General features: G+C 59.4%; 15 protein-coding genes and 1 pseudogene. 12 read left to right on the top strand and 4 right to left on the bottom strand.

Translation table 11 applies throughout. The features are described 5' to 3' along the window. Positions 1-2: 2 nt before the first annotated feature. Positions 3-1,112 carry a bifunctional diaminohydroxyphosphoribosylaminopyrimidine deaminase/5-amino-6-(5-phosphoribosylamino)uracil reductase RibD gene (ribD, locus tag AB4Z52_RS08330; RefSeq protein WP_442217443.1) on the top strand — a complete coding sequence of 370 codons (1,110 nt, stop codon included), beginning with the start codon at positions 3-5 and terminating at the stop codon, positions 1,110-1,112. Next, positions 1,112-1,732, top strand: a complete 621-nt coding sequence (locus AB4Z52_RS08325; protein ID WP_442217442.1) for a riboflavin synthase — start codon at positions 1,112-1,114, stop codon at positions 1,730-1,732. Before ribD ends, AB4Z52_RS08325 begins: the two co-directional genes overlap by 1 nt. Here AB4Z52_RS08325 and AB4Z52_RS08320 read toward each other — a convergent pair. Further along, positions 1,713-2,267 carry a GNAT family N-acetyltransferase gene (locus AB4Z52_RS08320; RefSeq protein ID WP_442217441.1) on the bottom strand — a complete coding sequence of 185 codons (555 nt, stop codon included), beginning with the start codon at positions 2,265-2,267 and terminating at the stop codon, positions 1,713-1,715. The genes AB4Z52_RS08325 and AB4Z52_RS08320 overlap by 20 nt on opposite strands. Further along, positions 2,264-2,767 (bottom strand): cupin domain-containing protein, encoded by a 504-nt coding sequence (locus AB4Z52_RS08315; protein ID WP_442217440.1) that lies wholly within the window; start codon positions 2,765-2,767, stop codon positions 2,264-2,266. The genes AB4Z52_RS08320 and AB4Z52_RS08315 overlap by 4 nt, the downstream gene beginning before the upstream one ends. Positions 2,768-2,949: 182 nt before the next feature. Between AB4Z52_RS08315 and ribH the strand changes: the two genes are divergently transcribed. The 3 genes from ribH to AB4Z52_RS08300 all read left to right on the top strand — a co-directional run bounded on the left by ribH (position 2,950) and on the right by AB4Z52_RS08300 (position 6,337). Beyond that, complete coding sequence (gene ribH / locus AB4Z52_RS08310; protein ID WP_442217439.1) at positions 2,950-3,405, top strand: 6,7-dimethyl-8-ribityllumazine synthase; 456 nt, start codon at positions 2,950-2,952, stop codon at positions 3,403-3,405. A gap of 3 nt (positions 3,406-3,408) precedes the next feature. Further along, positions 3,409-3,891: a transcription antitermination factor NusB gene (nusB, locus tag AB4Z52_RS08305; RefSeq protein ID WP_442217438.1), complete on the top strand. Its 483-nt coding sequence runs from the start codon at positions 3,409-3,411 to the stop codon at positions 3,889-3,891. A 310-nt stretch (positions 3,892-4,201) separates the two neighbouring features. Beyond that, on the top strand, positions 4,202-6,337 hold the full coding sequence (locus tag AB4Z52_RS08300) for a sodium-translocating pyrophosphatase (RefSeq protein ID WP_442217437.1): 2,136 nt from the start codon (positions 4,202-4,204) through the stop codon (positions 6,335-6,337). 70 nt (positions 6,338-6,407) lie between these two features. Here the strand turns inward: AB4Z52_RS08300 and AB4Z52_RS08295 are convergent, their stop codons facing one another. Then, positions 6,408-6,917, bottom strand: coding sequence for an outer membrane protein assembly factor BamE (locus AB4Z52_RS08295; protein WP_442217588.1), 510 nt, complete (start codon positions 6,915-6,917; stop codon positions 6,408-6,410). A 220-nt stretch (positions 6,918-7,137) separates the two neighbouring features. On the opposite strand from AB4Z52_RS08295, the gene AB4Z52_RS08290 reads away from it, so the two are divergent. The 6 genes from AB4Z52_RS08290 (at position 7,138) to AB4Z52_RS08265 (ending at position 11,617) form a co-directional block, all read left to right on the top strand. Beyond that, entirely contained in the window at positions 7,138-7,731 is a 594-nt protein-coding gene (locus AB4Z52_RS08290; RefSeq protein ID WP_442217436.1) for a ubiquinol-cytochrome C chaperone family protein, read from the top strand. Positions 7,732-7,740: 9 nt separating this feature from the next. Then, positions 7,741-8,301 carry a YceD family protein gene (locus AB4Z52_RS08285; protein ID WP_442217435.1) on the top strand — a complete coding sequence of 187 codons (561 nt, stop codon included), beginning with the start codon at positions 7,741-7,743 and terminating at the stop codon, positions 8,299-8,301. Between the two features lie 103 nt (positions 8,302-8,404). After that, complete coding sequence (gene plsX / locus AB4Z52_RS08280; RefSeq protein ID WP_442217434.1) at positions 8,405-9,451, top strand: phosphate acyltransferase PlsX; 1,047 nt, start codon at positions 8,405-8,407, stop codon at positions 9,449-9,451. Between the two features lie 19 nt (positions 9,452-9,470). After that, positions 9,471-10,442: a beta-ketoacyl-ACP synthase III gene (locus AB4Z52_RS08275; protein WP_442217433.1), complete on the top strand. Its 972-nt coding sequence runs from the start codon at positions 9,471-9,473 to the stop codon at positions 10,440-10,442. 109 nt (positions 10,443-10,551) lie between these two features. Next, entirely contained in the window at positions 10,552-10,890 is a 339-nt protein-coding gene (locus AB4Z52_RS08270) for an integration host factor subunit alpha (protein ID WP_442217432.1), read from the top strand. Between the two features lie 187 nt (positions 10,891-11,077). Beyond that, positions 11,078-11,617, top strand: a complete 540-nt coding sequence (locus tag AB4Z52_RS08265) for a MerR family transcriptional regulator (protein WP_442217431.1) — start codon at positions 11,078-11,080, stop codon at positions 11,615-11,617. 37 nt (positions 11,618-11,654) lie between these two features. Here the strand turns inward: AB4Z52_RS08265 and AB4Z52_RS08260 are convergent, their stop codons facing one another. Further along, positions 11,655-12,014, bottom strand: a complete 360-nt coding sequence (locus AB4Z52_RS08260; RefSeq protein WP_442217430.1) for a response regulator — start codon at positions 12,012-12,014, stop codon at positions 11,655-11,657. A 526-nt stretch (positions 12,015-12,540) separates the two neighbouring features. On the opposite strand from AB4Z52_RS08260, the pseudogene AB4Z52_RS08255 reads away from it, so the two are divergent. Continuing rightward, positions 12,541-13,381, top strand: a pseudogene (locus tag AB4Z52_RS08255) (hypothetical protein); the annotation flags it as partial. Positions 13,382-13,548 lie beyond the last annotated feature (167 nt).

Below are 13,548 nucleotides of genomic sequence, written 5' to 3'. Positions count from 1 at the left end.
CGATGGCAAGCGCGGCTGATGACGAAAGGTTTATGGCTGAGGCGATCGCCCTTGGCCTGGAACACCTTGGTCTTACGTCGACCAATCCCTCCGTCGGCTGCATCATCGTCAAAGACGGCATCGAGATCGGCCGTGGCGTGACCGCCGTCGGCGGAAGACCGCATGCCGAGCCACAGGCGCTGGCCGAAGCGGGCAAGGGCGCCCGCGGCGCGACGGCCTATGTGACACTCGAACCCTGCTCCCATTTCGGCAAGACGCCGCCCTGCGCCAATGCGCTGATCGCCGCCGGCGTTGCCCGCGTCGTTGTCAGCGTCATCGATCCTGACGCGCGGGTGGCGGGCCGCGGCCTTGATATGCTCCGCAAGGCAGGCATCGAGGTTGTTACCGGCGTGCTCGAGCAGGAGGGTCGTCGCTCGCTCGCCGGTTATCTCATGCGCCAGACGAACGGCCGTCCCTATGTGACTCTGAAACTTGCCGTTTCGTCAGATGGAATGATCGGCCGGATAGGCGAGGGGCAGGTGCCGATCACCGGCGTCGAGTCGCGCTCAGCAGTGCAGCACCTGCGCGCCGAAAGCGACGCGATCCTCGTCGGCATCGGAACCGCGATAGCGGATGATCCGGAATTGACCTGCCGTCTGCCGCGCCTCGAGGACCGATCGCCGATCCGCATCATCCTCGATGACGAATTGAGGTTGCCGCTAACAAGCAGGCTGGTGCGAACAGTTAGGCAGGTGCCCGTCATTGCCGTCGCAGCCGAGCCACCCTCCTTCGACGATAGCACGGACGAGGCCTTCATGGCGCGGCGCGCCGCTCTGGATGCGGCTGGCGTCGAGGTGCTGCAATGCGATTCGAGGCAGCCGGGCAATCTTCTGACGGCACTCGGCTCTCGCGGCCTCTCCTCGCTGCTGATCGAAGGCGGCGCGCGGGCTGCGCGCAATTTCCTCGACGCCCGGCTAGTGGACCGCATCCTGCTCTTTCAAGGACCGGGAACGATCGGCGAGGGTGGTATTGAATCGCCCGTCACCAGAACCGATATCCCGTCGGGTTTCACTTCCGTCGGCACCCGCTTTTATGGCGAAGATCGTTGCGACGAATACGAAAGAGAGAATTGATGTTTACCGGAATTGTCACTGACGTCGGTACGGTCGAACAGGTGTCTCCGATGAAGGAGGGCATCAAGCTGCGCGTTGCGACAAGCTATGATCCAAAGACGATCGATATGGGCGCGTCGATTTCCCATTCCGGCATTTGCCTGACCGTGACCGGCCTGCCGGAGGATGGCAGCAACGATCGCTGGTTCGAGGTCGAAGCCTGGGAAGAAGCGCTGCGTCTGACCACCATCGGGACATGGGCATCCGGCACGCACGTCAATCTCGAGCGATCGCTCAAGATCGGCGACGAGCTCGGCGGGCATATCGTCTCCGGTCATATCGACGGTAAAGCCGAGATATTGTCGGTGACGGAAGAAGGCGAGGCCACGCGTTATCGTCTGCGGGCGCCAGAGCATCTCGCTCGCTTCGTCGCTCCCAAGGGCTCGATTGCGCTCGACGGAACATCGCTGACGGTGAACGCGGTCGACGGCACCGATTTCGACGTCCTCCTCATCCGCCACACGCTCGAGGTTACGACCTGGGGCGAACGGCGCGCGGGCGATTTCGTCAATTTCGAAGTCGACACCATGGCCCGCTATGCCGCAAGGCTCGCAGAGTTTCCTAGCGCGACAAAAGGATGACCTCGCCGTTGTAGTTTGCGCGCGTAACCTCGCGGAAGCCGAGTTTCGCCGCGACGCGAAGCGACGCAGCGTTTTCAGGATCGACGATGCAGTTCATCGTCTTTTCCGGGAAGCGTGTCTGGCCCCAGTCGACGATCGCGCTCAGTGCTTCCGTGGCGTAGCCTTTTCCATGAGCGGCCGGCCGCAACACCCAGCCGGTCTCAAGCGTCCCTTCGATCGACGGCGTCATATTCCGCCTTGCCTCCAGGAACCCCGCCTCGCCAATGAAGGTGCCGCTACCTCGTTCCTCGATCGCCCAAAATCCGAAGCCAAGCAAATGCCAGCTACCCCTGTAGCAAAGCAGCCGCCCCCAGCTCTGCTCGCGCTTGAACGGTACGTCGCCGATAAAACGCACCACATCGGGATCGCCCCAAAGTGCGGCGCAGGCCTCGAAGTCGCTGAGCCGATGCGGTCGAAGGATCAGGCGCTCGGTATTGATGGTGGGAATGGAGACAAGTCCCGCCTCGGCGTCGAGAGGTCCGATATCCCTAGTCAAGCGCCTGGTTCCCCGTCCCAGTAGTCTACGGACACGTGGTCGCGACCGATGAAACGGAAATGCGATTTTCCGTCAGCGCCCCGATTGGTCTTGGCGAGGAACTTGCCGGAATCGGGATATTCGACGATCTCGGTCTTTGCCGTGGTCGATATGGCGAGATAGACGAGCGGCACCGCGCCGGTATTGATCAGCTGATGCGCCGTCTCTGGGCCGCCGGCCGGAGCGCTGAGAACGTCGCCCTTCGCGACAGGGATGCGCCTTTCACCGATGCGATATTCGCCTTCTCCCGCGGCGATGAAGAACAGCTCTTCCTCGACATGGTGATTGTGAAACGGGCAGCCGGATTTGCCGGGCGGCACCTCGTTATAGCTGATGCCGAGATCCTTCAGCCCGAGAAGAGCGCCGAAGGAGACGTCACGGCCTTCGTAGAACTCCCCCTGGCGCCAGTGATCAAGCTGGAGTTCGCCGATATTGACGGTGGATTTGACGGTGTCTGTCACAAGGTGCCTCCATCATGGGGGTTGATTGTTACCTGAGCGAATGGTTCGGAGGAAGACGCAAATTGCGCGATCCAAATCTTCCTAATGGCTCACAAAGGCTGAAAAACACTTGCCAAGCGCGGTGCGGCATGGTTTGACCCGCCGCAGGCATTCCCCAGCCCCCTCCCACATTCAGGTGTCATATGTCCGGTTCTTCCAACTCGCATATTTTGATCGTTGAAGCGCGATTTTATGATGACATGGCGGATGCACTCCTCGACGGCGCCAAGGTCGCGCTCGAAGAAGCCGGCGCCACCTATGACATCGTCACGGTTCCCGGTGCGCTCGAAATCCCCGCCGCTATCGCCATGGCGCTTGATGGTGCGGACAACGGCGGAACGGAGTATGATGGCTTCGTGGCGTTGGGTATGGTTATTCGCGGGGAGACCTATCATTTCGATATCGTCTCGAACGAGTCTTCGCGTGCCTTGATGGACCTGTCGGTCAGCGAGTCGCTGGCGATCGGCAATGGCATCCTGACCGTTGAAAACGACGAGCAGGCATGGACGCGTGTGCGTCGGACGGAAAAGGACAAGGGCGGCTTTGCTGCCCGCGCTGCGCTGACCATGATCGCGCTGAAGCAAAAATTGGGTGCATAAGAGATGAGCAACGACGATATCGAGCGGCCGGCCAAAACAGCGAACCAGCGGGGCGCAGCGCGTCTTGCCGCCGTGCAGGCGCTCTACCAGATGGATGTCGGCGGAACCGGCGTGCTCGAAGTCGTTGCCGAATACGAAACCCATCGCCTCGGCCAGGAGCTCGATGGCGAGACCTATCTCAAGGCCGATGCCTCCTGGTTCCGCTCAATCGTTTCAGGTGTCGTGCGCGAGCAGGTCCGTCTCGACCCGCTGATCGGCTCGGCGCTGCAGGATGACTGGGCGCTTTCCAGGCTCGACAGTACGGTTCGCGCCATTTTGCGCGCCGGCACCTTCGAGATCCTCGATCGCAAGGATGTCCCTGTCCCTGTCATCGTCACGGAATATGTCGAGATCGCACACGCCTTCTTCGACGAGGACGAGCCGAAGCTCGTCAACGCCGTTCTCGACCGCATCGCCAAACAGGTCCGCGGCGAGACCAGGAAATAGCGTTTCGCAGTGATTCTTATCGCTGCCATCGCGTCAGCTCCAGGTTGAGCGGCGCGATCCTGCAAGGCGTTTTCGGATGTAGGGCACCATCGCGAAAACGCAGAGATTGCAGCATCTTCGTCGAGCGACGCATTTCCCAATATTCTTTTGAAACCTAGCGAGTTTTGCTCGCGGGCAGTCTTGACGCGACGTTTTCCCGCACGCAATCTCGCCTTGCACAAAAACCCGCCGTCCTTGGAGGAGGAGACGGGCTGATGTTGCTTGCTGCCGGGAAGGAGTGAGCTACCGGCCAATTGGAGGAAAGAGCGAAATGATCATATTGTTGGGCGTTATTGCGTGCGGCCTGCTTTCGGTGCTGTACGCCGCCTGGGCAACCAAATCAGTGCTGGCTGCCGATCAGGGCAATGCTCGCATGCAGGAAATTGCCGGATATATTCGTGAGGGAGCGCAGGCTTACCTGACGCGCCAATATAGAACCATTGCCATTGTCGGTATCGTCGTCTTCATCGCCGCCTGGCTCCTGCTTTCGGGCGCCGCCGCGATTGGCTTCCTGATCGGCGCTGTGCTGTCCGGTGCGGCCGGCTTTATCGGCATGCACGTGTCCGTTCGCGCCAATGTCCGCACAGCCCAGGCCGCCTCGCACAGCCTGGCTGCTGGCCTCGAGATCGCCTTCAAGTCCGGCGCGATCACGGGCATGCTTGTTGCCGGCCTCGCGCTGCTTGGCGTCTCCATCTATTATTTCGTATTGACCAACCTGGTCGGTTATCCCGTCGGGTCTCGTGCCGTCGTCGATGCGCTGGTGGCGCTCGGGTTCGGTGCTTCGCTCATTTCGATCTTCGCCCGCCTTGGCGGCGGTATCTTCACCAAGGGTGCAGACGTCGGCGGCGATCTGGTCGGCAAGGTGGAAGCCGGCATTCCGGAAGACGACCCGCGCAACCCGGCAACGATTGCGGACAACGTCGGCGACAACGTCGGCGACTGCGCCGGCATGGCGGCCGACCTGTTCGAGACCTATGCCGTCTCCGTCGTCGCGACCATGGTCCTTGCCTCGATCTTCTTTGCCGGCACGCCGATCCTTGCCTCCGCGATGGTCTATCCGCTGGCGATCTGCGGCGCCTGTATCATCACCTCGATCATCGGCACCTTCTTCGTCAAGCTCGGCGCCAACGGCTCGATCATGGGCGCGCTCTACAAGGGACTGATTGCAACCGGCCTGCTGTCCATCCTCGGATTGGGAGCCGCCACGTCGCTCACCATCGGCTGGGGTTCGATCGGCACAGTCGGCGGCGCTGACGTGACCGGTACGCACTTGTTCTATTGCGGCCTGGTCGGATTGCTCGTCACCGCTTTGATCGTCGTCATCACCGAATACTATACCGGCACCGGCAAGCGGCCGGTGGTGTCCATCGCCCAGGCGTCGGTCACCGGCCACGGCACCAACGTCATTCAGGGTCTGGCGGTGTCGCTTGAATCAACCGCGCTGCCCGCACTCGTCATCGTCGGCGGCATCCTTTTGACCTATCAGCTTGCCGGCCTGTTCGGCACTGGCATTGCAGTCACCGCGATGCTTGGTCTCGCCGGCATGATCGTCGCGCTCGATGCATTCGGTCCCGTCACCGACAATGCCGGCGGCATTGCCGAAATGGCTCACCTGCCGCCTGAAGTGCGTAAATCGACCGACGCGCTCGATGCCGTCGGCAACACCACCAAGGCTGTCACCAAGGGCTACGCTATCGGCTCTGCCGGCCTCGGCGCGCTTGTCCTCTTCGCCGCCTATTCGAACGATCTCAAATATTTCGCAGCACATGGCGATCAGTTTCCTTATTTCGCCAACATCGGTGAGATTTCCTTCGATCTGTCGAACCCCTATGTCGTGGCCGGCCTGTTGTTCGGCGGCCTCATTCCGTATCTCTTCGGCGGCATCGCCATGACCGCGGTCGGCCGTGCGGCAGGCGCCATCGTCGAGGAAGTCCGCCGGCAGTTCCGCGAGAAGCCCGGCATCATGCAGGGCACCGAACGTCCGGACTACGGCCGCGCCGTCGATATACTGACAAAGGCCGCCATTCGCGAGATGATCATCCCCTCGCTGTTGCCGGTTCTGGCCCCGCTCGAAGTCTATTTCGGCGTTCTGTTGATCTCGGGCTCCAAGGCCTCAGCCTTTGCAGCGCTTGGCGCGTCACTCTTGGGCGTCATCATCAACGGCCTGTTCGTGGCAATCTCGATGACCTCGGGCGGCGGCGCCTGGGACAATGCCAAGAAATCCTTCGAGGATGGATTCGTCGACAAGGACGGCGTCCGCCACATGAAGGGTTCGGAAGCCCACAAGGCCTCCATCACCGGCGACACTGTCGGCGATCCCTACAAGGATACGGCGGGTCCAGCGGTCAATCCGGCGATCAAGATTACCAACATCGTCGCGCTGCTTTTGCTCGCTATCCTCGCCTGAGACGCATCCCGCAGCCAATAAAAAACCCGCGAGGTGAACTCGCGGGTTTTTTCATTCCATCCAGAGCGGGTTATTGGCCCGGATTGAGATTGTTGAGCAAGTTCTTCGCGCCGTTTGCGCCGTTGCCGCTGCCGAGCAGGATCTGTTGCAGGAAGGTGAGGTCCTTGCCGCCTGTCGGGGTCGTGCGCGAAACCATGTCGAACACCTTGCCGTCCTTGAGCGAATAGTTCGCGCGGGACTTCACGACGCCGTCCTTGTCGAAATATATCGCCAGAATATTCTGGTCGATCAGCTTCGGCTTCATGAAGGCCACGGGGCGATCGCGCTTCTGGGAGATATAATAGAAGACCTCGCCGTCGAAGGTGGCGGTGGTCGAGGGCGTGCCGAGCGAAAGCAGGACCTGCTCGCGGCTCGACCCGACCGGAACCAGATCGAGCGATTGCTGATCGAAGATGTAACCCCCGTTCAGGACCTCTCCGGTCTGGCATCCTGTGAGCCCTGCGGTGGCGATCATCAAGGCGATGGCGGCACTGCTGATGAAAGTTCTGTCAGACTTGAAATCCCGTCGCTTCAACGACATCTCCCCTAATGTATTCAATCCTATGGCCGGAACGACCGTATACCTTGCTGTGCACATCATTATGGCCTTTCCGGGATTAGCGGAACGTCCATCGATGTTTGTTGGGCACTCTTCATTACCAATCGCGGCAGGTGCGTGACGACAGGTCGGGGCGGGTCCAGAAGCGGGCACAATCGGCATTGCAATTCGCGCCTGCTTCGGTAAACCAGCTTTCTAATGGATGCAACACGGCCACGCGCTCGAGCGCGATCAGAATGAGCCAATTCCGGGAATTTTCATGATCTTTGGGCTCTTTGGCAAAAGAAATCACAATCGCGCAATCGTCGACAGGCAATATGCCACACTGAACGCTGCGGCGCGCTTTCAGGCTTTCTATGCCGAGCTCGATGTCCCGGACACGGTCATGGGCCGTTTCGAGATGTTGTCTTTGGTCATGATCCTGTTTTTTCGCCGCACGCGATCGTCCGAAACCAGCGGGCAGGAAATCGCCCAGGAAATAGTCGATGCTTTTTTCCAGGATATCGACTATTCGATCCGCGAACTTGGAATTGGTGACAACGGCGTGCCAAAGCGCATGAAGAAACTTGCCGGCATGTTCTATGGCCGGCTGGAATCCTACTCCGCTGCAATGGATCGCAACGATCCTGATGCACTGGCGGACGCGCTTCGGCGCAACATCCACCCCGAGCCGGACGAGAGTGCTCCGGCAATGCTCGGTCTGGCCGCTTGGGTGATGTCTGCCGAGGCGCACCTTGCCACAATTTCAGAAGCGGACATTGCCACCGGCTCCGCGACGCTGCCAAAGCCTGAATAGGAGGCGCAAATGAAGAACATTGAAGTTGACGCGGAACGACCATTTTCGCACCCGGTGAAAGTCGGGCGCATTTCGGGCGGTCCCGTCGAAATGCATCTGAAGGCCAACGCACAAGAGCTGCAAGGATTGGCAACGCTCTGGGGCGTGCTCTCCGTCGAGCGCCTGGACGCGAATATCAAGCTTTCGCGTTGGAAGCGTGACGGCGTCCGCGTCAAGGGGCGCGTTACGGCAAAGGTGGTCCAGGCCTGCGTCGTATCGCTCGATCCGGTCGAATCTGAGATCGACGAGGAATTCGACGAGTTGTTCGTTCCCGAGGGATCGAAACTCGCGCGTGCGCCGTCGGCCGATACGGCTGAAATCGTCCTCGATCCGGATGGTCCTGATATTCCAGAGACCTTCGAAGGGGACGCCATCGACGCCGGCGTCGTTGTTACGGAATTCGCGGCTCTGGGCATCGATCCCTATCCCCGCAAGCCCGGTCTCGACTTCGAACCCCATATCGAAGACACCGCGGAAGATGATCGCAAGCCGTCACCTTTTGCGGCTTTGAAGGCCTGGAAGAAGGAATAGCTTTCGCTTGGGGTTTAGACAAAATTCAGTTGTAACCCGAAGGGAAAACGGTATTTTGGCCCAAATTTCGCCGGCTGTGGTGGAAAAAAAGGATCAGAGACGCGTGATCAGAATTTCTCTCGACCTTATGGGTGGCGACTTCGGACCGGAGGTCGTCATTCCCGGCGCAGCCAAGGCGTTGGAGCGACATCCCGGCATGACGTTCCTGATGTACGGCCTCAAGGAACAGTGCGAACCGGTCCTCGACAAATACCCGAAACTCAAGGCAAAATCCGTCTTTCACGATTGCGACGTCGCGGTCGGGATGGACGAGAAGCCGAGCCAGGCACTGCGTCGCGGCCGCTACGTGTCCAGCATGTGGCGCTCGATCGAAGCGGTGAAGACGGGCGACGCCGACGTCATCGTATCTGCGGGCAACACCGGCGCGCTGATGGCGATGTCCAAATTCTGTCTTCGCACAATGGCCAATATCGAACGCCCGGCTATCGCGGCGATCTGGCCGACGTTGCGCGGCGAGAGCATCGTGCTCGATGTCGGCGCGACGATTGGCGCCGATTCGCAGCAGCTGCTGGATTTCGCGCTGATGGGCGGCGCAATGGCCCGCGCCCTGTTCGAAATCGACCGTCCGACCGTTGGTCTGCTGAATGTCGGTGTCGAGGAGATGAAGGGCCAGGAAGACGTCAAGGACGCCGGCCGCCTGATCCGCGAGGCTGACCTCGAATCGCTTGAATATGCTGGCTTCGTCGAAGGTGATGATATCGGCAAGGGGACCGTGGACGTGGTCGTGACGGAAGGATTTTCGGGCAATATCGCGCTGAAGACGGCCGAAGGCACGGCAAAGCAGATCGCCGGATATCTGCGCGCCGCAATGACCCGCACCCTTCTGGCAAGGATAGGCTATATCTTTGCCAAGGGTGCCTTCGACATGCTGCGCGAAAAGCTCGATCCGAGTAAAGTCAACGGAGGAGTTTTTCTCGGCCTCAACGGCATTGTCATCAAGAGCCACGGCGGCGCCAATGCCGAAGCCTTCGCAGCCGCCATCGATGTCGGCTACGACATGGCTAAGAATGGCCTTACTCAGAAAATAGAAAACGATCTCAAGAGATATCATGCAAGACGTCTGCCGACCGTCGGCCCGGAAGTAGCATGATCGACAGGGTAAAGTTAGAATGATTCGTTCAGTAGTTCGCGGTTTTGGGGCGGCACTTCCAAAGCGTGTCATGACCAATCGCGAGATGGAAGGCGTTGTGGATACGTCCGACGACTGGATTGTCCAGCGCACCGGCATCCGGCAACGCTATGTCGCAGGCGAGGGGGAGACGACGGCATCTCTCGGCGAGCAGGCAGCACGGGCAGCGCTAGACAATGCCGGCCTCACCCCTGATGATATCGATCTGATCATCCTTGCGACGTCGACGCCGGACAACACCTTTCCAGCCACCGCGGTCGATATTCAAAATCGTCTCGGCATGCACCACGGTTTTGCCTTCGACATGCAGGCCGTGTGCAGCGGCTTTGTCTACGCAGTGACGACCGCCGACGCCTATATCAAGGGCGGCCTGGCAAAGCGCGTTCTCATCATCGGTGCGGAAACCTTCTCGCGCATCCTGGACTGGACGGACCGGACGACCTGCGTCCTCTTCGGCGACGGCGCCGGCGCGCTGATCCTCGAGGCAGGCGAAGGCGAGGGGAAGACCTCTGACCGCGGCGTGTTGACGGCGAGCCTGCGATCTGATGGCGCCCATAAGGCAAAGCTCTACGTCGATGGCGGGCCGTCATCGACGGGAACCGTTGGCCGTTTGCGCATGGAAGGCCGCGAGGTCTTCAAATATGCGGTCGGCATGATCACCGATGTCATACAGGCGACCTTCGATGCAACCGGAACGACCGCCGACGACCTCGACTGGCTGGTGCCGCACCAGGCCAACCGACGCATCATCGACGGGTCGGCCCGCAAGTTGGGAATTGCACCCGAAAAGGTTGTGATTACGGTCGATCTCCACGGCAATACTTCGGCCGCTTCGATCCCTCTTGCCATCGCCGCGGCAGCCGGCGACGGGCGGATCAAAAAGGGCGATTTGGTCATGCTCGAGGCGATGGGCGGCGGCTTCACCTGGGGCGCGGTTCTCCTACGCTGGTAACCGCGTCGACCACCAAAATCTGATTCCGAACAAGAGCTTGACCGTTTGGCGCAAGGGCAATAGTCTCGTGCGACTTACTGGATATTCGTTTAAATATGGGCGGGGAACAATGACTGCGAAGACAGTGACACGCGCAGACTTGGCTGAGTCGGTGTTCCGGAAAGTTGGCCTGTCCCGGACTGAGTCGGCGGAGCTTGTCGAGACTGTAATAGACGAGATCTGCAACGCAATCGTTCGTGGCGAAACGGTTAAGCTTTCATCCTTTGCGACCTTCCAGGTGCGCGACAAGAATGAACGCATTGGTCGCAATCCGAAGACCGGCGAAGAGGTGCCGATCTCGCCACGGCGCGTGATGACGTTCAAGGCGTCGAACGTGCTGAAGACCCGTATTCTGAAGGCTCATACGGTTCGCAAAACCAAGGCGCGCCCGGCAATTCCCGCTCCCTGAAGATGGTTTTACCAAGAGATTTTTGCTGTTTCGAATAGGGACGGCGCCGTTGATTTTCGGATAGTTTCAAAGTGCCTGTCGCCGCTTTGCTGTGAACACGCCAACAAACAACTTGAATTTCCCCCGTCAAACCGTTGAAATATGGTGAGTCGTCGCGCGACTGGTGCGATGACGTCCGGTTGGGAGTTTGACGATGGACAAGAGTCCGGATGCTTTTCGCACGATCAGCGAAGTCGCGGATGACCTTGATCTGCCGCAGCACGTCCTGCGGTTCTGGGAGACGCGTTTTCTGCAGATCAAGCCGATGAAGCGCGGCGGCGGCAGGCGCTATTACCGGCCGGAAGACGTCGATCTCTTAAAGGGAATCCGACATCTTCTTTATGACCACGGCTATACGATCAAGGGCGTCCAGAAGCTCCTGAAGACCAACGGCAACAAGTTTGTCGTCGCCGTCGGCCATGGTGATCTTGCAAGTGTCGAGGCATTGGCGGCCGCACAGGAGGCGACTTCCTCCGAGCCGCGCTTAGCCAACCCCGATGACGATCAGATCGTCGGGCGCGCAAAGGCGCCGATCAGCAGGCGCTTCTTCAATTTCGTTAGCGGTGACGAGGATGCGTCGGAGATATCGATCGGCAAATCGAGTGTCGGCAAGGAGGATCGCGCCCTGTTGCAGGAGGCGCTCTACGATCTGCTCGAATGCAAACGCCTGCTCGATCAAGTCCGCTGAGGCCCAACGCAGGCCGTGCAAGCCATGCAGCGGGTCTTCAATTGATCGGCAATTTGGCAAGAGCGGATTGAAGCTGGTCAAGCTGATAGGGTTTTTGAAGGACATGCCGGCCGTTCCGAGCCATGTCTTCAGGCAGACTGTCATAGCCGGTGGCAAAGATATACGGCTTGCCCTTCTCGTCGAGCAATTTGGCAATTGGCAAAGAGCTGTCGCCGGCAAGGGAGACATCGAGAATGGCTGCATCGAAAGCGACACGCTCAGCAAGCGCCATGGCCGCGTCAACACCGCCAGCAACGCCGGCGATCTCGTAAGACAATTCGGAAAGCATATCCTCCAGCAGCATGGCGATGAGCGCATCGTCCTCGACGATCAGAATTTTTCCGTTCAGTTCACCCATGGCTGCTCTCTCCTACTCGCACGACGGCCTTAATTGGCGCCCGAAGCAACAGCGTCAAGCTCTGCTGTGATTGTTTGCGAGCATTTTTGCAACCCTATATTGCTCGCGCTCCGGTGATACGCAAAAGATTTCCCGCTTGGTTTGATGCTATTGGTTGTAGGGAAAGGAATTTCGCTAGATGGATCTGATCGCGGCAACCGATCCCACAGGCCGGAACCCGTGGTTGAGCTACCCGATCGCTATCTGCGTCATCGCGGTGACCTTGCGATACGAATAGCGATCGGTGAGGCTCTCAATGGCTTCCCGTTTCTGACCTTCTTGATCTCGAGCTTTCTGTGCGGCCCGGAGCCGGGTATTGTTGTGGCCTGCCTGACAGGCTTCATTGTTCTGAGATTTTTCCTTCCGCCGTTTAGTTCCTTTTTACTGATTGGGGCCAATCAGTGGCTCGGGTTTGGTAGTCATCAACGCCATAGAGATGGTTGGGGTGCTGCAGATAGTTCTCAACTCCCATCGCAAACAGGCCGAACTGCGTTCCCAGCTTGTTGATTTCAATCGCTTGCTGGAATGCATGGTTGAAGAGCGGACGGCGGCGCTGAAGAAGGAGATTGCCGAGCGCGAGGCTTCCCAGGCGCAAGTGCACCAACTGAAAATGGAATCGATCGGCCACCTGACGGGCGGCGTCGCGCATGATTTCAACAATATGCTCGCGATCATAATCGGCGGCATCGACCTTGTTGAACGCCGGCTTGTCGGCACGGAGGATCCCAAGCTTATTCGGTCGTTGAAGAATGCCAGGCGCGCAACGGGGGGCGGTTCTGAGCGGGCGGCTCCTGGCATTTTCTCGCCGCCAGCCCCTGGCTCCGGAGACGGTCGCTGCCAACAGGTTTGTCGGTGGGGAGTCCGAGCTCCGGCGTCGGTCGCGGGGCGAGAACATCCGGATCGAGACCGTGCTTGCAGCCGGCCCGTGGTCGACATATGCCGATCTGAGCCAGCTTGAAAACGCAATGCTGAACCTTGCCGTTAATCCGCGCGATGCCATGCCGGACGGCGATCGCTGCCGGGAACGCAAAGTTGGCACTTGAACTGCTGGGCCTTCAGCCGCGTGTGGACCTGCTACTTGCCGATATGGTCATGCCGGAGATGAATGGCCGCCAGTTGGCTGACATGGCAACCGATAATGTGCTGGGGATCAAGACTCTCTACACAGCTGGCTATCCGCGCAACGCCATTATTCACAACGGCATCCTCGACCCTGGTGCTCGCTCCTGCCCAAGCCGTTCAACCTGGAGCAATTCGCGCATAAGCCACGGGAAGTGCTAGCGGCCCCACATAAAGCGCGGCGAAACTGTTATATTTTAGCAGCTTAGAAAGTACGTGACGTTTTTGCAACAGGCGCGGCCAAGTGCGAAGGCAGCATATAGTTCGTTTCACTTATTAACTTGTCAACCGCAGGGGGCGGGCTCAATTTCGGCGCCGAAGCCAAGGCGCTTCGTTTTATCCGTAGAGGATCATCAAATCGGGGCACTGGTCGGCA

Source organism: Rhizobium sp. 2YAF20 (assembly GCF_052114685.1).
In the GTDB taxonomy this organism is placed as follows: Bacteria; Pseudomonadota; Alphaproteobacteria; order Rhizobiales; family Rhizobiaceae; genus Rhizobium.
The sequence above is the reverse complement of the archived record's forward strand: the minus strand, read 5'-3'. Positions and strand labels throughout refer to the sequence as shown.

What these genes read in the sequence shown, in the direction of transcription:
- AB4Z52_RS08260 (WP_442217430.1), bottom strand. Translation starts at nt 12,014, where the DNA reads ATGGGTGAACTGAACGGAAAAATTCTGATCGTCGAGGACGATGCGCTC.
- AB4Z52_RS08285 (WP_442217435.1), top strand. Translation starts at nt 7,741, where the DNA reads ATGAAGAACATTGAAGTTGACGCGGAACGACCATTTTCGCACCCGGTG.
- nusB (WP_442217438.1), top strand. Translation starts at nt 3,409, where the DNA reads ATGAGCAACGACGATATCGAGCGGCCGGCCAAAACAGCGAACCAGCGG.
- AB4Z52_RS08325 (WP_442217442.1), top strand. Translation starts at nt 1,112, where the DNA reads ATGTTTACCGGAATTGTCACTGACGTCGGTACGGTCGAACAGGTGTCT.
- AB4Z52_RS08275 (WP_442217433.1), top strand. Translation starts at nt 9,471, where the DNA reads ATGATTCGTTCAGTAGTTCGCGGTTTTGGGGCGGCACTTCCAAAGCGT.
- AB4Z52_RS08290 (WP_442217436.1), top strand. Translation starts at nt 7,138, where the DNA reads ATGCAACACGGCCACGCGCTCGAGCGCGATCAGAATGAGCCAATTCCG.
- AB4Z52_RS08295 (WP_442217588.1), bottom strand. Translation starts at nt 6,917, where the DNA reads ATGTCGTTGAAGCGACGGGATTTCAAGTCTGACAGAACTTTCATCAGC.
- ribD (WP_442217443.1), top strand. Translation starts at nt 3, where the DNA reads ATGGCAAGCGCGGCTGATGACGAAAGGTTTATGGCTGAGGCGATCGCC.
- ribH (WP_442217439.1), top strand. Translation starts at nt 2,950, where the DNA reads ATGTCCGGTTCTTCCAACTCGCATATTTTGATCGTTGAAGCGCGATTT.
- AB4Z52_RS08300 (WP_442217437.1), top strand. Translation starts at nt 4,202, where the DNA reads ATGATCATATTGTTGGGCGTTATTGCGTGCGGCCTGCTTTCGGTGCTG.
- AB4Z52_RS08270 (WP_442217432.1), top strand. Translation starts at nt 10,552, where the DNA reads ATGACTGCGAAGACAGTGACACGCGCAGACTTGGCTGAGTCGGTGTTC.